The sequence below is a fragment of the Streptococcus periodonticum genome (assembly GCF_003963555.1).
GTDB classification, from domain to species: Bacteria; Bacillota; Bacilli; order Lactobacillales; family Streptococcaceae; genus Streptococcus; species Streptococcus anginosus.
Map to the genome: position 1 here is coordinate 1,826,892 of NZ_CP034543.1, position 18,996 is coordinate 1,845,887.

Annotated in this window: 18 protein-coding genes; 9 read left to right on the plus strand and 9 right to left on the minus strand. The window is 36.1% G+C overall.

From position 1 onward, the window contains the following. Positions 1–124 precede the first annotated feature (124 nt). From EHW89_RS08970 to hisS, 4 genes are all read right to left on the minus strand, one after another. Positions 125–1,060 carry a YitT family protein gene (locus EHW89_RS08970; RefSeq protein WP_126467932.1) on the minus strand — a complete coding sequence of 312 codons (936 nt, stop codon included), beginning with the start codon at positions 1,058–1,060 and terminating at the stop codon, positions 125–127. After that, a complete protein-coding gene (aspS, locus tag EHW89_RS08975; protein ID WP_126467934.1) occupies positions 1,047–2,801 on the minus strand; it encodes an aspartate--tRNA ligase in 1,755 nt (584 codons plus the stop codon). The genes EHW89_RS08970 and aspS overlap by 14 nt, the downstream gene beginning before the upstream one ends. 119 nt (positions 2,802–2,920) lie before the next feature. Continuing rightward, positions 2,921–3,127 (minus strand): hypothetical protein, encoded by a 207-nt coding sequence (locus EHW89_RS08980; protein ID WP_003027825.1) that lies wholly within the window; start codon positions 3,125–3,127, stop codon positions 2,921–2,923. An 80-nt stretch (positions 3,128–3,207) separates the two neighbouring features. After that, positions 3,208–4,488: a histidine--tRNA ligase gene (gene hisS / locus EHW89_RS08985; protein ID WP_126467936.1), complete on the minus strand. Its 1,281-nt coding sequence runs from the start codon at positions 4,486–4,488 to the stop codon at positions 3,208–3,210. A 228-nt stretch (positions 4,489–4,716) separates the two neighbouring features. Between hisS and rpmF the strand changes: the two genes are divergently transcribed. Further along, complete coding sequence (rpmF, locus tag EHW89_RS08990) at positions 4,717–4,896, plus strand: 50S ribosomal protein L32 (protein ID WP_049533400.1); 180 nt, start codon at positions 4,717–4,719, stop codon at positions 4,894–4,896. Between the two features lie 15 nt (positions 4,897–4,911). Further along, positions 4,912–5,061: a 50S ribosomal protein L33 gene (gene rpmG / locus EHW89_RS08995; RefSeq protein WP_003026692.1), complete on the plus strand. Its 150-nt coding sequence runs from the start codon at positions 4,912–4,914 to the stop codon at positions 5,059–5,061. Positions 5,062–5,342: 281 nt separating this feature from the next. On the opposite strand, the gene EHW89_RS09000 is transcribed toward rpmG, so the two are convergent. Then, positions 5,343–5,810, minus strand: coding sequence for a hypothetical protein (locus EHW89_RS09000; protein WP_000852727.1), 468 nt, complete (start codon positions 5,808–5,810; stop codon positions 5,343–5,345). 4 nt (positions 5,811–5,814) lie between these two features. After that, complete coding sequence (locus EHW89_RS09005) at positions 5,815–8,685, minus strand: SEC10/PgrA surface exclusion domain-containing protein (RefSeq protein ID WP_126467938.1); 2,871 nt, start codon at positions 8,683–8,685, stop codon at positions 5,815–5,817. A gap of 159 nt (positions 8,686–8,844) precedes the next feature. Here EHW89_RS09005 and EHW89_RS09010 point away from each other — a divergent pair, with 159 nt between their 5' ends. Beyond that, positions 8,845–9,180, plus strand: a complete 336-nt coding sequence (locus EHW89_RS09010) for a helix-turn-helix domain-containing protein (RefSeq protein ID WP_000164875.1) — start codon at positions 8,845–8,847, stop codon at positions 9,178–9,180. A gap of 34 nt (positions 9,181–9,214) precedes the next feature. On the opposite strand, the gene EHW89_RS09015 is transcribed toward EHW89_RS09010, so the two are convergent. After that, a complete protein-coding gene (locus EHW89_RS09015; protein ID WP_000790956.1) occupies positions 9,215–9,991 on the minus strand; it encodes a hypothetical protein in 777 nt (258 codons plus the stop codon). 400 nt (positions 9,992–10,391) lie between these two features. On the opposite strand from EHW89_RS09015, the gene EHW89_RS09020 reads away from it, so the two are divergent. The 6 genes from EHW89_RS09020 (at position 10,392) to EHW89_RS09050 (ending at position 15,538) form a co-directional block, all read left to right on the plus strand. Further along, positions 10,392–10,688, plus strand: a complete 297-nt coding sequence (locus EHW89_RS09020; RefSeq protein ID WP_000388454.1) for a hypothetical protein — start codon at positions 10,392–10,394, stop codon at positions 10,686–10,688. 345 nt (positions 10,689–11,033) lie between these two features. Beyond that, the gene (locus tag EHW89_RS09030; protein ID WP_000901060.1) at positions 11,034–11,540 is read left to right on the plus strand and encodes a hypothetical protein; all 507 of its coding nucleotides are present in this window, start codon (positions 11,034–11,036) and stop codon (positions 11,538–11,540) included. Further along, positions 11,515–12,273, plus strand: a complete 759-nt coding sequence (locus EHW89_RS09035; RefSeq protein WP_226997573.1) for a type IV secretory system conjugative DNA transfer family protein — start codon at positions 11,515–11,517, stop codon at positions 12,271–12,273. The genes EHW89_RS09030 and EHW89_RS09035 overlap by 26 nt, the downstream gene beginning before the upstream one ends. A gap of 307 nt (positions 12,274–12,580) precedes the next feature. Continuing rightward, entirely contained in the window at positions 12,581–13,834 is a 1,254-nt protein-coding gene (locus EHW89_RS09040) for a replication initiation factor domain-containing protein (protein WP_000222854.1), read from the plus strand. Positions 13,835–13,912: 78 nt separating this feature from the next. Further along, a complete protein-coding gene (locus EHW89_RS09045; protein ID WP_000097742.1) occupies positions 13,913–14,176 on the plus strand; it encodes a MerR family transcriptional regulator in 264 nt (87 codons plus the stop codon). Between the two features lie 96 nt (positions 14,177–14,272). After that, positions 14,273–15,538, plus strand: coding sequence for a tyrosine-type recombinase/integrase (locus EHW89_RS09050; protein WP_022525228.1), 1,266 nt, complete (start codon positions 14,273–14,275; stop codon positions 15,536–15,538). 298 nt (positions 15,539–15,836) lie between these two features. Here EHW89_RS09050 and EHW89_RS09055 read toward each other — a convergent pair whose 3' ends face one another. Both EHW89_RS09055 and EHW89_RS09060 read right to left on the minus strand, forming a co-directional pair. Further along, positions 15,837–17,549: a hypothetical protein gene (locus EHW89_RS09055; RefSeq protein ID WP_226997574.1), complete on the minus strand. Its 1,713-nt coding sequence runs from the start codon at positions 17,547–17,549 to the stop codon at positions 15,837–15,839. Positions 17,550–17,965: 416 nt separating this feature from the next. Beyond that, on the minus strand, positions 17,966–18,829 hold the full coding sequence (locus EHW89_RS09060) for a cation diffusion facilitator family transporter (protein ID WP_126467940.1): 864 nt from the start codon (positions 18,827–18,829) through the stop codon (positions 17,966–17,968). Positions 18,830–18,996 lie beyond the last annotated feature (167 nt).

Here is an 18,996-nt window from a genome sequence, read left to right on the forward strand (position 1 = left end):
TAAGCCTTTTTGCTTTTATGCTTGTTTTTGCCCAGCCTCTATTTGTCCCGCACCGAAGGCCGCGAGACAGACTGCAAGTCATATAAAAAAACATCAGATTGACCAAACTAGCCAATCTGATGTTTTATTCTTCTACGAAACGTCCAAGAATGTGAACATTATCTGCTACCGATACAAAAGCATGCGGATCGGTTTTACGCATGATATGCTTGAATTCATTAAATTCAGCACGCGTAATAACTGTAATCAAAACTGCTTTTTTCTCATGATTGTAGGTACCTTCTGCACCATTAACCATGGTTGCACCACGATGCAATTTGTTATGAATTTTATCAATAACTTCTCTGGGATGACTGGTAATAATCATCGCCTGCATCTTCTTTTGCTTAGTAAAGACTGCATCTGTCACACGGCTTGACACAAAAATCGTAATCATCGAATATAGTGCGTATTTCCAGCCGAAAGTCACACCGGCAATAATCATAATCATGCCATTGACCATAAAGGAAATATTTCCCACATTTCTGCCGGTTTTCTTCCGAACCGTCAAGCTGACAATATCCGTCCCACCACTGGAAATATTGGAACGCAAGGCAAAGCCGATTCCCATTCCCATGATAACCCCACCAAACAAGGCATTGATAATCGGGTCATTCGTTAAAGTCACTTCAGGAACAAACTGGATAAACAGCGAGCTCATGGAAACGGTTATAAAAGTAAATACCGTAAACTTGTGCCCAATTTGATACCAAGCCAAAATCATCAGCGGGATATTGATGAGGTAGAAAGTCACAGAAACCGGAATAGTAAATCCTAAAAAACGCGTACTTAAAGCAGCTAAAATCTGTGCCAATCCAGTCGCACCGCTTGAATAAACATGCCCCGGTTGAAAGAAAAGATTCACTGCAACCGCAGATAGAAAACCATAAATGAGCGAAGCAGAAATCTTTTCATCGTACTTCTCACGAGAAATACTCTTAAGTACTCGTATCAACTTAAAATCATAGGCTAGACGGCGCAAATAATAACGCAATCGTTTGTAAATCTTACTTTTCTTCATGAGTTTCTACTTGTAAACTTAATTCTTCAAGTTGTTTAGCGTCGACTATGCTTGGCGCCTGAGTCATTGGATCACTTGCTTTGTTGTTTTTAGGGAAAGCAATCACTTCACGGATATTTTCCTCGCCAGCCAGCAACATGACAAAACGATCTAGCCCAATTGCCAGTCCACCATGCGGTGGAAAACCATAATCCATTGCTTCTAGCAAGAAACCAAATTGATCAGTAGCTTCTTCTTCAGAAAAACCAAGGGCTTTAAACATTCGTTCTTGCAAATCTTTGTGGTTAATACGAAGACTTCCACCACCCAATTCATAACCATTCAAGACAATATCATAAGCAATAGCACGAACCTTGCTCAAATCACCTTCTAATTCATGAGCTGTGTCTGCTTGTGGAAGAGTGAATGGATGGTGCGCACTCATATAGCGACCTTCTTCTTCCGACCATTCAAACATTGGCCAATCCACAACCCAAAGGTAATTAAATTTCGATTCATCAATCAAGTCTAGATCTTTTGCAAGACGAACACGAAGAGCTCCCAAGGATGCATTGGCAACTTCAAGCGTATCCGCTACAAAAAGAACCAAATCATTGTCTTCAAGCTGTAAAGCATCTGTCAAGTCACTTGTCAAGTCTTTCAAAAACTTAGCAACTGGTCCATTTAGTTCACCTGATACCACTTTCACCCAAGCAAGTCCTTTTGCTCCATACTGTTTTGCTTGCTCTGTCAACTTATCAATATCTTTGCGAGAATATTTATCAGCAGCATTTTTCACAACAATCGCTTTAACGGCTGGTGCTTCTGAGAAAACTTTAAAGTCAATTCCCTTGACAAGTTCTGTCAAGTCTTGCAATAGCATCTCAAAACGTGTATCTGGCTTATCACTTCCATACAAAGCCATTGCATCATCATATTTCATTCGTGGGAATGGCAGTGTAACCTCAATCCCCTTCGTTTCTTTCATCACTCGAGCAATCAAGCCTTCTGTAATATCCTGGATTTCTTGATCAGATAGGAAAGAAGTTTCTAAGTCAACCTGTGTAAACTCTGGTTGACGGTCTCCACGTAAATCCTCATCACGAAAGCATTTTACAATTTGATAATACCGATCAAATCCAGCATTCATCAACAGTTGCTTGGTAATTTGAGGACTTTGTGGCAGAGCATAAAAATGACCTTGGTTCACTCGACTTGGTACCAAATAATCACGCGCCCCTTCTGGAGTTGACTTAGTAAGAAACGGCGTTTCCACATCAATAAATTCAAGCTCATCTAAGTAATTGCGAATAGAATGTGTTACCTTAGCCCGCAATTTCAAATTTGCCAACATTTCAGGACGACGAAGGTCTAAATAACGGTAACGGAGACGGGTATCATCATTCGCTTCAATACCGTCTTTGATTTCAAATGGAGTCGTTTGGGCCGTATTGAGAACTGTCAGATTCTCCACGTGTAGTTCAACAGCTCCCGTTGCCAATTTATCATTCGCCTGCGTACGAGCTTCTACTTTTCCAGTCACTTCAATCACATATTCGCTTCGCAAACTTTCAGCGGTTTCCATGACTTCTTTATCCACATTTTCAGGATTGATAACTAGCTGCATTATGCCTTCACGGTCACGCAAATCAATGAAAATCAGTCCTCCCAAGTCACGACGACGGGACACCCAACCTTTCAAAGTGATTTTTTGACCAACATGTTCACTACGAACACGCCCGGCATACATTGAACGTTTCATTTTTATTCTCCAAACTTTTAATTCTTTTACTATTTTACCACAAAAGCGATGAAAAAGAAGACATGCTTTTCAAAATCTTCATATCTTAACGTAATATTTTTACAAAAGAAGATGACGACTCACCTCTTACTTTCTTTGTCATATAATTCAGGATGCAAAACCTTGACCACATAACTTGATGCTAAGCGCAATAGCCCTGCTGCCAAGCCAAAAATCGGTGCTAAAAACCGAAAAAAGAAATCCCCTCTTACAAAATAGGCAATTCCTCCTATAATCAAAAAAACAATTAGAAACTGAATTACAGACGGAATGATTATTTTTTTCATTGTTCTCTCCACTTCTACTTCAACATTCTACTATGTTATGAGAGAAAAAAGCCATTCGACTGGCTTTCTCCCTTTTTAAATTAAAACCCCAGTTGTTCAAAAATTGTTTGAAAATCTTTTTGAATCTGATTTAAACTGACTGTCAATTCTTCACGAGTTTGATTGTTTTTGACAGTAACTTGATTGCTTTCAATCTCACTTTCACCAAGAGTTATCAAAGTCTTAGCAGAGAAAGTATCTGCTGACTTGAATTGGGCTTTCAACTTACGATTTAAATAATCACGCTCAGCTATAAATCCTTGCTTACGAAGTGCTTGTACAATTTCCAAAGCTTTGTTATTAGCACCGTCTCCCAAAACTGCAACATAAACGTCTAAGCTATCCTCCAGCGGCAAGGCTACACCCTGCTTTTCAAGAACGAGAAGCAGGCGCTCCACGCCCATTCCAAAGCCAAAACCAGCCGTCTCTGGTCCACCAAAATAAGCAACGAGGCTATCATAGCGACCGCCTGCACAGATTGTCAATTCATTACCTGCCACATCTGCAGTAAATTCAAAAATCGTATGATTGTAATAATCCAATCCGCGAACCATGTTGGTATTGATAACATAAGAAATTTTTAGTGCTTCCAACATCGAACGCACAGCTTGAAAATGAGTTTGGCTTTCTTCATCTAGATAATCTAGGATAGAGGGTGCATTTTCAACAGCGAGTTTATCTTCTTTTTCCTTACTGTCTAGCACACGGAGAGGATTTTCTTCCAGACGACGCTGGCTATCTTTAGAAAGACTGTCTTTCAACGGCGTCAAATAATCAATCAATGCTTGACGATAAGCGGCGCGACTCTCCGCATTTCCCAAACTATTCAACTGCAACGTTACACCTTGAATACCAATTTCATTGAAAAATTGAGCTGCCATAGCGATTGTCTCCACATCTGTCGCAGGATTGTTGGAGCCAAAACACTCTACACCAATCTGATGAAACTCACGCAAACGCCCTGCCTGAGGACGCTCATAACGAAACATAGAGCCCATATAATAAAGTTTCACCGGTTTTTGGACTTCTGGTGCAAAGAGCTTATTTTCCACATAAGAACGTACAACTGGTGCTGTTCCTTCTGGACGCAAAGTAATATGACGGTCGCCTTTGTCATAAAAATCATACATTTCTTTGGTCACAATGTCAGTCGTGTCGCCAACAGAACGACTAATCACTTCATAATGCTCAAATAGTGGGGTACGAATTTCTGCGTAATGATATTTTTTAAATGTTTTGCGAGCAAATTCTTCTACATATTGCCATTTGACAGACTCTTGAGGGAGAATATCCTGAGTCCCTTTCGGTTTTTGTAATTTCATAGCTTTCCTCTTCATTCATATAATATAATTATTTTACCACAAGTAGCAGATTTTGAGGACAGTTTCGGTATATTTTCTCTGAAAAGCTAGCACGCTCTGCTATTTTACAAAAAGTAAAAGAAAATCTGTCAAGTAACTTTACTTTACAAAATTTTTTTGATATACTATTACAGTTGATGAAAATCAAAGAGATTGAATCGAACTTATATTAAAAGGAGAATAAAGAAAATGGCAGTACCTGCACGTCGCACTTCAAAAGCGAAGAAAAACAAACGCCGCACTCACTACAAAATTACAGCTCCATCTGTACATTTTGACGAAACTACTGGAGATTACTCACGTTCTCACCGTGTATCCCTCAAAGGATACTACAAAGGACGTAAAATCGCCAAAGCTGCAGCAGAATAATAGAAGGGAGCTATCATGCGCGTAAATATCACACTTGAACACAAAGCATCTGGTGAACGCTTGTACCTTACTTCTAAAAACAAACGCAACACTCCAGACCGTCTTCAATTGAAGAAATACTCACCAAAATTACGTAAACATGTAGTGTTTACAGAGGTTAAATAAGGTTTCATTACATTTCAGTACATGCTGAAAGCCTTGATTTCATGCGATTTTTGAAATTTTGAATTTCATTACAAATCATTTGAAATTAGTTCTATGGCAACCTTTTTGGCAACCTTTTTTGAAATAAAAAAGAAAGTCAACAATCGAAGAATGAGAAGTCCTAGAAGATTCCTAGGGCTTTTTTTCATTCCTAAAAATGAGTGAAATAGCATAGTCTTTTCAATCCTTTGTGGAATATAAAAATCTTCCTACACCATGTAAGAAGATTTTTGAATCTTATTCTATTTTTCAGTTACATAAATACGACACGAAGCCCCTGATATACTTTGTAAAAGTGGATATTCCCTTTCGTTCGTACTTTTATAGGAATTTAGTTCTTCTTCCGATATTTCTTTTACCCCCTTTAAAGTAAACCAAGTATAACCTTGTTCTATCTCTTCGGATAAAGTCCACTGAGATGGGAGTTTATAGGGATTTAGTTCTCCTTCTTTGTCTTTCTCAGAAAAAACTCCATGATTATCTACTTTTGCAAATAAAGATTTTGAACCGTCTTTTAAAGTAAGGATAATATTATCGATTTTTTCAACTTTTTTCCCAACTTTTGTATTATTTTGTGTTGGCACAGTGAATAATACTTTATCACCATGACACTTTGCATGGAATAAGTGAGCATCAAAGACGCTAATTGCAGACATTTTTTCGTCATATTGACTACCTAGACGATATACTATTGTTGTTACTTCTGCCATTTTCCTATCCTCTTCTATGTTTTCCCTTATATCCCAATCCTAGACCTACTAGCAGGCTAAGTCCTAGTAAACCAAGCATAGATCCTTTTGAGCCTGTGTTTGGTAGTTGCTTGCCTCTTTCAACCCGTGAATAAGTTACAGGAACTACCTTAGAGTTAGTAGGCACTTCTTTAACCGCTGCATCAACAACATCTACAACATTACCTTTAGCATCAAGAACTTCTTTAGGTTGACCGCCGTTTTTACGGATTTCATTAGCCTTATTTTTCAAATCTTGCAAACGCTTAGCATCAGCTTCAGCCTTATCTTGTTCAGCTTTAAGTTTAGCTAATTCATTGTACTTAGCAACCTTTTCTTTAGCTGTTACCTGCAACTTAGAAAGTGCTTCTTTAGCAGTTTCAAGCTCTGCACGAGCTGCTGCTGCCTTAGTTTGAGCTTCTGCAAGTTTAGAATTGAGTTCTTTAAGTACAGCTGGTTTGTTAGTTAAAGCCGTTTCAAGGTCTTGAGACTTTTTATTAGCTTCATCAGCAAGAACTTTTACCTTGTCACGGTTAGCTGTCGCAGACTCAACAGCCTGTTTAGCTACCCCATTAGCTTTGGTAAGTACTTCTAGTTCTTCCTTAGCTTGTGTAAGAGCTTGTTGAGCTTTAGTATTTTCTGCTTTAGCTTTTACAAGTTCAGCCTGAGCCTTAGAAAGAGCATTAGCTTTATCAACCGCACTAGCCTTAGCTACTGCAAGTGTTTCCTTAGCAGATTGCAATGATGCCTTATCCGCATCTAACTGTGCTTGTGCATCTACTACCGCTTTTTCAAGAGCAGGAATATCTACACTACCCGATTGCAAGTCAGATAGTTGTTTTTGAGCATCTGCCAAAGCCTTCATAGCAGTATCGTACTTAGTTTGAGCATCTGCAAGTTTAGCTTTAGCATCTTGGTCTGCTTTAACAGCAGTATCGTACTTAGTTTGAGCATCTGCTACTGCTTTTTCATCTACAATGGTTTTTGTTTCATAAACAGGAACAACCTCTGTTTTTCCACCTGTTAAAGTCTGGTAAGGATTGTCGATAGCCTCTCCATTAGTGTTTAGCATCAAAGCATAAGTTGCTGGTGCAGAGTACCCCAGACCATTAAATGTTGTATAGAAGTCTACACCTACCCCAGCTGAGTTGTAGTTACCACTAAGACCAAGCAAAGCAAGAGCATCTGAAAAATTATCACGTGAAGTACCTGCTGTTGATACATTAGAACCTGTACCAGTGGAACCGTAGAGCATATTTCCTACAAAAGCAAGCAAATTAGCCTTTAAATCAGCCATAGTCTGATAAGCACCATTATGTCCTTGGTACTGTACTTGATTAGCTACTACACCATTTAAAAGTTTTCCTGAACCTTGAACAGAATTTAAGTGTTCTTGGGTTTGATTTGATTCTGTTACTTTTTTAATAGACTCTGGTCCCCAGAAACCATTAGCCTTGAGCTCTGCTTCAGACATATTGTTATATGCGGGGAATGTTTTATTAAACAAATCTTTTAGTGCTTGTTTAGTAGCTGCTATACTCTCTTTAGTTACTTTAAGTGGTTCTGTACCAACCTTAGAACGCAAATCATTAACCAAAGCAGTATAGAACAAAGCTAAGTCAGTCAATTGTTCGTCTGTTAAATCATGAACTGATACCTTAGTAGTGGAATCTGTATTAGAGAATTGCGGATTGTAATTACTTTTCCAACTTTTAAATACTGAACGATTAGGTGCTGCAATATCAGCTAAAGAACTTCCTGGGACATTCTCTACACCATCAGTAATAGCTTTACGAACATCAGCATAGGAGCCTGTACCCTCTGCCAGAGCCTTAATAGCTTTTAAGTAAGCATCAGAAGTTACTACCCCATTTGATTCAAAGAATTCAGATTTAGCTACTCCGTCCTTAAGGGTTGCCTTGCCACCAGTTGTTACAGTTTTAGTACCAACCTGAACCTGTTTAGTTGTACCTGCCTTAGCTACATTAAGAGCTTTTTTAGCGTCTTCTACTTTCTTAGTAGAATTAGCTTCAGTGGATTTAGCAACACCTAATGCCTGTTTAGCAGACTCTGCTACCTGAGTTGCACCGTTTACAACTTTCTTAGCATCTTCAATAGCTTTAGCTTTATTAGCTTCAGCAGACTTAGCAGTATCCAAAGACTGCTTAGCTGTTTCTAGGGCTTTTTGGTCATCAGCTACCTTCTTAGTAAGGTCATCAACATCTTTTTGCAACTTAGTAGTATCAGTTGTTGATTTAGAAAGGTCATCTACCTTCTTCTGAGCATCAGCCACAGCACTTGCAGTTTTATTAGCATTAGCCTCAGCCTGATTAACAACAGTTGTTTGGTCTGCTACCTTTTTAGCAGTATCAGCCTGACTCTGTTCAGCAGACTTAACGGAGTCCTCAGCCTTAGCAAGCTCATCTGATTTAGTTTGAGCTGCCTGTTTAGCTTCATCAACCTTAGCAGGTGTAACTGTTTCTACTTCTTTAATTTGATTTGTAGTGCCATTAACAACTTTATCAGCATCACTCACCACTGTCTCTGCCTTATTCACTACTCCTTGTTGAGCCTCAACAGCCTGATTAGCAGTATCCGCTTGTGTTTTTGCTTCTGCTACTTGATGTTCTGTTACTTTAGCAACAGGGGCATCAGTCTTAGCTGACTCCGTCTTAGTAGCCGTACCGTCTGGCTTCTCTACAGTTTTAATAATGCTATTATTAGTAGTCGCCCCTACCTCATCCGCACTTACCGTTGTAGATACCCCATATACAGACGACAAAGCCAATACAGATACCACAGCACCCGTGCGTAACTTCTTAATAGTACCATGACCACTAGTTTTGAAATTTGACATAATGTTCTCCTTTGTTAAATAAATAAGTCTCAAAAGACTGTTTTATAAATATTATATCACATTTACAGTCTTTAGTATTATATTATTTTTAGAAATTCAGTCTTTAATGGGTGGTATTTTAATCAAAAGAAACTTGTATGATAGTTAAGAGGTGCTATCATGACTAAAAATATGAATTTAAGAGAGTTTGTTGCTAAACAAATCAGACATTTAAGACTGAAGAATGGAATGACTCAAGAATACCTAGCAGAAAAGGCTGATTTAGGTTTCAATTACATTTACCGTTTAGAAAATAAACAGTTAAACGTTAAAATAGAAACCATTGAAAAAATCATGCAAGCACTTGAAGTTGATGTGAATACCTTTTTCAATATTGAAAATCAGAATAAAGGCAAGGAATTTGTGCAACTCATTGAAGATATTGAAAATCTCCCAAAAGAAAAAAGAGAGCCTACTATTAAAGCCCTCAGAATATTGTTGAAACAGATAAAATAAGCCAAGTCGAAAAACGACTTGGTTTTTTACATGCTTATTTTATATCTATATAATTATCAAATCCATTTCGTGATTGAACCGATTTAATAAACTTTTCCACATTCTCCCAATCATCCCATTCATTGACTACTGGAAGTATTTCTTTAAATAACTCTATTCGTTCAGCTACTTGACAAAATACCTCTAGATTTTCTTCTGATTCAAAAATCTTTTCGATTAAAGGGAGGTAGTCCATTGCTTTTTCTATTACATTAAATTTAGTAAATATTTGATATTGATCATCTCTTTTAGAAATATAGTCATAAAAAAAGCTATTCCAGATAACCCAAGCATAATCCAAAGTTTTTGTCCTTTTGCTTGGATTTTTTAGGCTTTTTAAACTAGACTGACTGGATTTTTCCAGTGATTGGATAAATGTCGCATTGACTATTTTTTTTAAATCTAACTTATCTAACTTATCAGAAAGTATCCTATTTACCTCTTTGACAGTATTGTCATCTCCGTTCTCAATTTCTTTCGAGATTATTTCGGCAAATTTTTCTAATTTTGTTTGCGTATCACCATTTGATTCAGAACCAAACGAAGGGAAAATTTCTAAATAATTATTATGAGACACAACCTTTCCAGACAACAAATTTTCAGCCGTTTTTTCATGTACGTGCAAGTTCTCTACTAGATAAGCGACTTTGGCTTCATAAGCTCCGCTAATACCTTGTTCTTTCTTAAAATCTTGAAAATCTTGCATTTTGTGCATCAAATTGAGAGTCACTGTAACTAACATACGTTCTTCTATTTTAATTTTGTTTTTCATAGAAACATCTCCTAAAGTTAAAGTATCTTATTTTATCACATAAAATATAGAGATTTCAAGAAGGGAGAAAGCTTTTAGGGTAAAGCGTTTTCAAAAAATAATGATGCCTGATTAAACTCTATCATGCTAAATTATAGTTTTTTTAATCTCTAAATAATAGTCTTTATAATCCAGTATTTACAAGGGGTTATGAGTTCATCAAAAATTCCACAGTTTCCTAATTTTTAAACAAAAAAGATTATATCAAAAATATAGCATTTCTTAGGTAAACATATTTTTTTAGTTTTTATACAATAATTATGTGAGATAGCTATCACACACTAGTACATATCTTCAATAAATTTGAAAAGCCGTGGATTTTTTGATGTATTTAATAAAACGGTTAGAAAAGAGGTAGTCTATGGAAGCTACACAAATTACTATAAAAGGTCGCCTTATTGGCGCTGCGGAAGTTAAAGACTTTACGTCTGGTCTCCGTACGGGGCAAACCCAATTGTCTATCGGATTACGTACTAAAGATGGACGATTTAATCAAACTAATGTCAAAGCTGATGCAGTTAATGTTACCGATTTTACATCTTTATTTGACGAATTGGTAGAAATTATTCTTGACGATGTTTCTATCAATGCTTACTCAAGCGGAAATCGTGCTGCACTTTCAGTAAAAGCTAAATCTGCTTTTATTGAATTGATTTAAAATAAGGGGAAGTTCTTCCCCTGTTTAATAGGAGGAACTAATAGTGTCTATTCTACATGATTTATATGAAACAATTGATTTAAATTTGGTACCATACCAAGACAGAACAAAGAGACCTATCCTTTGAGATAGTCGCCCAAAAAATCTATCTCAAGAAACAGATTTTTTTAGCGGGCGTATAAGGGTTTGGACAGAGCCTGAGCTTTCTACAACTAACGCACAATTTGTAATTGATCAGGTTTACAAAAACCTCTCAGGGGTGTTGGAAATTAGCTATCGAATACATGATTCGTATGTCGATTTCGACTATCAAATACGAGAACCAAAAAGAATAGGAGAAAACTAATGCTAGGACTATTTTTCATTCTACTACAACTATCTTTTTTACTAGGATTTCTCGCTCTTATAATTTGGGGAATTTATCAATTCGATAAGATGTTTCTAAATCAACTTTTCTTTAACTACTTAAATAGTAAGTATTCTCCTCCTAAGGAATTGCCTAAAATAGGGAGCATTCAAAAGAACATTTATGATATGTTACCATCCCTGGAACGTTTGAAAGTTACAGGAAAAATCAAACTTTCTGATAATAGGGATTTTCTAATGATACAACTTAGTTCCGATATTTCACCAGAACAACAACTTGAACTTGAAAATATCGTGAGGGGAATTATTGCAAATCATGAAGTTCCCTACACAGTTGATTATAGCCAAATTGACTTAGATAATGGTGGGTGGTTTGCAAATCTCAAATTAGAAACTATTGAAGAGGCAACTTTTAATAAAAATGCTCGTTCAACTGAACCAAGACCACAGGGGGAGTTTGATGATGAAGAATATTTCGAACTCTAGCAATCCCTTGTTAAAAGTAGGAGGCGGTTCACCTGATTTAACGTCAATACATACTTTAGTTCTTGGTAGTTCTGGTTCGGGGAAATCTATTTTAGTATTCATGCTTATCTACCATCTTTGGAAAAGCAATACCAGTAGCCGTTTTGTTATCTCTGAGATGAAGCAGGAAGACTATGTTTTTGCTGAACACCTCCCAAATATCTTTTTGGGGCTGAATGCACTCTCTGCTATTGATTTAGCTTTCCAAGAACTAGAGCAAAGAAAAGCTGACAAAACTCGTGAACGAGTTCCATTCTATCTTGTAGTAGAGGAACTAACAGCATTATTTGAAATGGCTGGTAAAGATAAGAAAGCATATCAAGAGAAAATTAGGGTTATCTTATATACAGGGCGCTCCTTAAATATTAAAATATTGGCTATCTCTCAAGACCTTCTTGCTACTGCTCTAGGGGACGGGTCTGCTAGAAATCAGTTTTCTCTGATTATTGCACTCGGTGCCATGCGTTCCTCCGTTACCAAGGGACTCTTTGAATTAGAAGAGGAGCAAGAGTTTCAAACAAACTTACCGAAGGGGCAGGGCTACCTACAACGATTTGATGACGGTTCCTCTATTGTTAAAATTAAGGTAAAAAAAGTTCGTAATATTGAATTATTAAAACAGCAAGTTCTTACTATATTGGAGCGCTCAATAGCTACTTATACTGAGGAGGCTGTTGACTCTGGTTCACTTTAGTGAATCAGAAGGTCTTACAGCCTCGCCAGCTTTAGCTGGCTGTTATACGGGGGACATGTAAAGACCCCCGTTCCATTTGACCTTGTTTTTAAAGCTTTGTAAATTCCACTTTAGGGTAAAATGCTTAATTCCCTTAAAACGCTGTTATATCAACGTTATTCTACAACATTTTATTTAGGGTGACCGCCACCTTAAAGTGTGGGAGAATAAAAGCATAGGAATTTCGCTACTCAAGCAATAGTTAACTAAACCGACAATGACCGCCATGTTAACTTCCTTTTGGCGGATAGAAAGGATTATATTATATATGACCTATGTAAATGAAATTGAAAAGTATCTTCAACAAGATACTAACCGCAAACCAACTATTATGACCAGTGTGGATGAAGTGACATTCGTCATCAAACCTACAGAAGAGACATTAGGTGAATATCCTCAACATTGGTCTCAGATTGCTTCTGAACTAGCAGAGATTATTTCTGAGAAACTTTCTCTTCCTATTATTTTTGGAGATTATCAAGCCTTAGAAAAGAAAGCACCTGCGGGATATACTGATGGTTTTACTTTCAAAGGTATGCCCTACTATTTTGCCATAGCTTGGCATCAAACTAATTTCACTATGGGGATTATCCTAAAAATTTCTGCATCAGCTTTGTCTCACTATAAAACCTCCTATCAAGACTATTATGGTGAAGTAATTGACGTTCACAATATAGCGCAACTGCTGTACGCTGACTATTATGACTTGCGCCTCTCTCGTATTGACCTTGCTGTTGATTACTTTAATTATTCAATGTCTGTCAATGACCTGTATCAAGGGCTGAAAAACAAGCGATATATCATTACTAATCATAAGGGATGTAAAAATATTTCTAACATCAGCGCTCAAGAAGTAAATGGTCAAGCGCAAACGATGTATATCGGTAGCAAGAAAAAGAATGTAAATGCTCTGCTGCGTATCTATAACAAGTATCAGGAACAATTAGACAATCAAGGTCGCTATATGCACTTAACTAAGTATTGCAATTCTTGGGTACGTATGGAAGCTTCTTACAAAGGAAATTATAGCAATCAAATACTAACCTTACTTCTTGATATTGATAACCCTCAAGATTTGAGTAAACTCATTGTCAACAAAATGATTGATAAATATTGTTTCCATGATGCAGAGACTGGTCAACCGTTGCAATTCACTAGTGATTTACTTAAAGGGGCTGGCATCTTCCCAGAGCTTAAATCTTTGAACTCTCGTAACAATGACCTTTTATCAACCATTTCATATTTAATGAAGGGTAGTGGACTCTTTCCTCTTCTAACGAAAATTGAAAAAGTCTGGGGCACTCAAGCCCGCAATCACTTCATCATCAGGCTCATTCAAGAGTATGAGACCAACTACACCCCCAACCCAGACGTAGGGTTATGGTTAAATAAATTTAGTAGGGAACTTGAGAAATTTAATTTTGAAGATTTTCTTGAAGATGCCTTTCAAATTTTTTACCAAAAAAACAACATCACTCCTAAAGATTCCGCCAAGAAGCCTAAAAGTGATGTTGCGGATTAGCGAGAGATAAGCAGTAGCTTACCCCTACTGCTATTATCTCATATTTCAATTATATTTACCAAAGAAAGTGAGAATAGTATGTCTAGCAATAATTTTGATTTAAAGCAAATTGAACTCATGCTTCTTACTGTTATTGACCTACTAAAACATTTAAATAGTGAAAAGAATAGAACTGGTATTATTTATACTCAAAAAGAGTTATTAGATTTACTGAGTATATCTCCAAATACATTGAAGTCATGGGAAAATAGAGGTCTTAAACGTTTAGAACCACCTATTGAGGGTACTAGAACCGTTTACTATCATATTGATACTGTTTTAGAGTTTTTAAGCCACAACTAGAAGTGAAATGTGCTAAAATAGGAGTATCAAAAAAGAAAGTGAGATACTATCTATTTTAGCTTTTTTCAATTCTTCGATTGATTGAAGAGAGCAGCAATGAATATAGAAAAAATTATCCATAAAGGAAAAACCGTCCTCAAGAAAGTAAAGGACAATGGCGAGATTAGTTATTCAGCAAAGAGTATCTATCTAGGCTTAGATATAAAGACTGGAAAACCTGTAAAAACAACCGTAACAGCTAAAACCTTACGCTCCTTAGACCGTAAAATTATTCAAGCTAAAATTGATTTTGAAGAAAGTGGTTCAACAAGGAAAGAAACTTTTAGCATTGCTACCTTGTCAGATTTAGCTGAACTGTGGTTCTCCAACTACGAGACTTGGGTCAGCTCAGATAACACTCTAAACCGAGTGAGGAACTATCTAGATACCTATATCCTCCCCCAATTCGGGCAATATCAGCCTGATAAAGTTACTTCGTCTGATATTCAAAACTGGGTTAACGAGCTTGCAACAAAATCAAAAGAATCTGTAGATTCTGGAATAAAAAGAGCTGAAAAAGGCTGTGCTAAAGATTTTGGAGCTATTGCCCATAAATTAAGTGATATTTTTGATTTTGGAATAACACACTTTGAATTAAAGCATAATCCTGCTCAATCTATCAAAATTCCCCCAAAACCTAAAAGCAATCAAAAACGCATTATGGTTCTGCATGATGAAGATTTAACTATCTGGCTAAATTTCGTTGATACTTTACCTAATACTAGGGCTAATCGGCGATTTAAAGTTATCTGCGACAGTCTACTTGCTTCAGGAATGAGAATCAATGAGCTATTAGCTTTGACTATCTATGACCTTGATTTTGAAAGTTCTGAAATATTAGTCACTAAAACTCTTGTTTGGAAAAATGCGAAACCTAAGTTAGGATTAAAAGGAAAGGTTGTTTGTAAAAATACTCCTAAATCTGATTCAGGCAATAGAAGAATAGCTGTTCCGTACCAAATTATTGAACAACTTCAAAACTTCCATGATGAAATGAATCTTTATTTCAAGAAGAACGGTCTTTCAAAAAGTAAGTTGATTTTCCCAACTATCTACGGAAACTATATGTGCGATAGGAATGAACGTGCGACACTCAAAAGACGATTACAGGAAGTTAATCTACCTAACTATGGTTTTCACTTGTTCCGTCATACACATGCTTCTATGATGTTAAATGCCGGTATGAATTGGAAAGAGTTACAGGTTCGTATGGGACATAAGTCTATCAAGACTACTATGGATATATATGCCGAGCTTGCCCCTAAAAATCAAACACAAGCGGTAGATATTTATCTAAATAAAATTGCGGAGCTAACCTCATGAAATTCATGGCAACCTTTTTGGCAACTTCTGACAGTTTTATCCAAATCAATAGCTTATAAACCTTGATTTAATAAGGTTTGTCACAACTAAAATAGATTTTAAGTATTCCTTACAGAAGTGAAATAATTGAGATTAAAAAAGCCTATGAAACCAACGTTTCTAGGCTTTTTTGTCCTTACTAAGCGGACTGTTTTAGTGTAACCTATCTATCATATCTCACAGCTTGCATACAATGTAACCGTCTATATCTTGCAACTCTTAAAACAAATTTACTGTTTTTGATTTATTCTTTATGGCTTTATTTCTTGCCCTTATTGATAAAAATAGACTTAAATAAAACAACTATAAGAATAATGAGCCAAGCTAGTTCTGAGAAAATTATCATAACCTTCTCTGTCACTTCCATTTTATAGGAAATGGTGACACTATTTTTAGCATTTGGAAGTTGCTGGAAAGTGGGAGTTCCGATAGCACTTAAATTTAAGAGGTCATTATTCAACTGCTGCCCGTTAAATGTAATGATAGTATTCTTGTAAACTATTATAGGCAACTCTCTAAACGAAGTGGAATCCCCCTGCCACTCTAAAGTCAATCCACTCTTTTTTCTTGTCTTTTTAAAGCCTTGATTTTGGATGACCTTGGTGAGGTAGGCATCGTAATAAGAACTGGATTGTTCAGCCAATTGTCCATAAGAGGGCAGATAGTCAGGCGTTCCTTTGGCAACTAATTCTAATGCTTTTTGCTTATCTACATCATAGAAAGAACTTTTAATAGTATCGGAATCTCCAGTAAAAACTACTTTATACTGATTACGCAAAAAGTTATCTGATGAATTCCAATCCAGAACTGCCGTCGCAATTAGAACAGTAGGCTGAATAAGGCTTACTACTAAAATAGATAAGAATATTTTCTTCCTTGTTTTTTGAAAAGGTAGACTGGTTGAGATAAACTTCAGGGCTAAATAGATAAGAATAATGGTTACAGGAACGAAAAAACGAAAAGGATATTGGATTAGTTGAGCAACTGGATTTCTTCTCTCAATTAAATCGTTCCAAGGGAAAATGCTAGTTGTTAAAAACAAGAAAGCATTCATGACCCAAAACCATGTCTTCATTCCACTATCTAAGTCTTTCCATTTTCTGAAGAAAAAGAAATAGACAAGGAGAAAAATGGGAATCAGCGTTACTGGATTCATCAACCAATAATAACTATTTTGGTTAATGGTATTGAGGCTCATAGATGTATTTATTTTAGGACTTATGAGTTGATTACCAGTTAAAAGGTAAAAATAACTAGACCAGATATTCATAGTCAATCCAAAGAAAATCCCTATTTCAACAAGTAATCTTTTTATGAAAACCAACTTTTTAGGATGTTGAAAAAATGCTAAAGCAAAGAATGGTAAGTAAATCAGCACTAATAATACGGAAGATAGCATATGTGTCTGAACCATCAAAGCTGTATAAATGCCTAAGGTATATTTTGGTACCTGTTTCGTATCCTTTAGTTCAAATAAGATACTCAAAGCTAAGGGCATTAAAGCTGCACCCCAACTGGTAAATCCTTGCCGAATTGTCCAATATTGAATAGAGTAGCTAGAGATATAGAGCAAAGCGCCAAGGACAGCGTACTTCTGCTCCATTTTACTTTTAATAAGAAACACATACATAGACAAGCCAGCTAGATTGAATAATACAATATTGGATAAGACCTGATAGATAAACCAATTCTTACTGATTAGAACCAAGAAGCCATGAAAATAAGCTATAAAAGGACCATAAAGGGCATTAACTATCCGTCCAGACTGCTGAAAACCATATAGAGAGATATGATAGTTAAAATTGACATTCTTAATTTGTTCAGCTGTATCATAAAATCGGTTAAAGTGAAAGATGGAATCCGAACCTAAAATTAAGTTACCTGAAAAAAATTGAGGTAATAAGATAAGGATAGAACACAGAAATATCAGAAGCAGACCCGTCAGGTGATTTGTTTTGTTCCTATCAAACACTATAATTTACCTCCAAATTATCATATAAAAACTAAAAGTTGATTATAAATCGACTTTTAAGTACACCACAGTATAATCCATTACTCAATAAACTAAGTATGTCTATATTCTTTGCTTGTATTACAAGTGCTATAGCATGCATACAAAGGACTTACAAAAGTATTTTCTACTCATCTACTATAATAGCCATGCTTTTGTTTCCATGCTATCCTCCAATAACTTCTTTGTTTTGTTTAATTGATTTTTTCATGACAGATACCTCCTGTTTTTAAAATGAAGTATACTATATCTAATTGAATAATACAATGATTACCTAAAATAATCAACCATTTTATGAAAGTAGAATTTTCAACAATCATTAAAAAGAAAACATACAAATAAAGAGTTTAAAACATCTGTCTTAAACTTTTTGCCCCTCACTGTTGCTCGCCAATACAGCATTCTTCATGCTCATCTAAACTTTCGTCTGTCTGAATGGTGACTTTTGTAATTCCATACATTTTGAGATGTTGGCGAATGAGCTGCTGAGTTTCTGCTTGTTGTTCGGGATGTTTCATGCAAATATGAATCATCGCAAATTTTTCTAGTCCATCGGTTGTCCAAACATTTAACTGAGTTATTGCTTGGATATTCTCAATTGTTTGAATTTCTACATAAAGGTCATTCAGATTTACATCGCTCGGTACGTGATCAAGAAAGATTTGAACATTTTCCCAAAACTTTGGTAGTGCTTTACTCAAGATAAAGGTTGAAATGATGAGTGAAAGCAATGGGTCAAGGAAATACCAGTTTGTAAAACGAAGAATGAAGGATACAAAGATCACAGCCAACCAGCCTAAAATATCTTCTAAGAAATGCAGACTCAGAATGGATTCATTGTGCGTCCGTCCATGACTAACCACCCTGCTGGCTGCAAAGTTGATTACAATTGCAAAAATTCCCAAGATAAGCATACCGTCGTAATTTACCCGTTCAGGCGCAAACAATTTGGGTACATTTTCAACCAGAATGAGAATAGAACCCACTATTAAAATGGTAGAAGTCAACATAGCTCCCAGCAAACTATACCGTTTATAGCCTAATGTATAGTTTCTATCACCTCGTCTATTGGAAATTTTTTCAAAAAATGCTGATAAACCAATCGCTAGGGCATCACCCGTATCATGCACCGCATCTGCTAACACAGCACTAGAATTAAAAAGAACTCCAAAGATAAATTCAATAACTGCAAAAGAAAAGTTTAATAGAAATGCAATCCAGACATTTTTGCTTGATTTCATTATTGTCTCCTTCTAATCGCACATTGAGATTTGATTTTATTTATTGTATAATGTATTCAAAACAAAACACTTTGTTCAATTATATTATCTACTATTTTAACGGAGGAAACAAGAAACAAATCTAATGCTTCGTTTGATAGTGTACATTTAAGGAGATTTGTTCGGAA

Coding starts and splice junctions, on each gene's coding strand:
- EHW89_RS09000 (WP_000852727.1), bottom strand. CDS start 5,810: ATGGCAGAAGTAACAACAATAGTATATCGTCTAGGTAGTCAATATGAC.
- EHW89_RS09005 (WP_126467938.1), bottom strand. CDS start 8,685: ATGTCAAATTTCAAAACTAGTGGTCATGGTACTATTAAGAAGTTACGC.
- EHW89_RS09050 (WP_022525228.1), top strand. CDS start 14,273: ATGAATATAGAAAAAATTATCCATAAAGGAAAAACCGTCCTCAAGAAA.
- EHW89_RS09035 (WP_226997573.1), top strand. CDS start 11,515: ATGATGAAGAATATTTCGAACTCTAGCAATCCCTTGTTAAAAGTAGGA.
- EHW89_RS09060 (WP_126467940.1), bottom strand. CDS start 18,829: ATGAAATCAAGCAAAAATGTCTGGATTGCATTTCTATTAAACTTTTCT.
- aspS (WP_126467934.1), bottom strand. CDS start 2,801: ATGAAACGTTCAATGTATGCCGGGCGTGTTCGTAGTGAACATGTTGGT.
- EHW89_RS09045 (WP_000097742.1), top strand. CDS start 13,913: ATGTCTAGCAATAATTTTGATTTAAAGCAAATTGAACTCATGCTTCTT.
- EHW89_RS08980 (WP_003027825.1), bottom strand. CDS start 3,127: ATGAAAAAAATAATCATTCCGTCTGTAATTCAGTTTCTAATTGTTTTT.
- EHW89_RS09010 (WP_000164875.1), top strand. CDS start 8,845: ATGACTAAAAATATGAATTTAAGAGAGTTTGTTGCTAAACAAATCAGA.
- hisS (WP_126467936.1), bottom strand. CDS start 4,488: ATGAAATTACAAAAACCGAAAGGGACTCAGGATATTCTCCCTCAAGAG.
- EHW89_RS09015 (WP_000790956.1), bottom strand. CDS start 9,991: ATGAAAAACAAAATTAAAATAGAAGAACGTATGTTAGTTACAGTGACT.
- EHW89_RS09040 (WP_000222854.1), top strand. CDS start 12,581: ATGACCTATGTAAATGAAATTGAAAAGTATCTTCAACAAGATACTAAC.
- EHW89_RS08970 (WP_126467932.1), bottom strand. CDS start 1,060: ATGAAGAAAAGTAAGATTTACAAACGATTGCGTTATTATTTGCGCCGT.
- EHW89_RS09030 (WP_000901060.1), top strand. CDS start 11,034: ATGCTAGGACTATTTTTCATTCTACTACAACTATCTTTTTTACTAGGA.
- rpmF (WP_049533400.1), top strand. CDS start 4,717: ATGGCAGTACCTGCACGTCGCACTTCAAAAGCGAAGAAAAACAAACGC.
- rpmG (WP_003026692.1), top strand. CDS start 4,912: ATGCGCGTAAATATCACACTTGAACACAAAGCATCTGGTGAACGCTTG.
- EHW89_RS09020 (WP_000388454.1), top strand. CDS start 10,392: ATGGAAGCTACACAAATTACTATAAAAGGTCGCCTTATTGGCGCTGCG.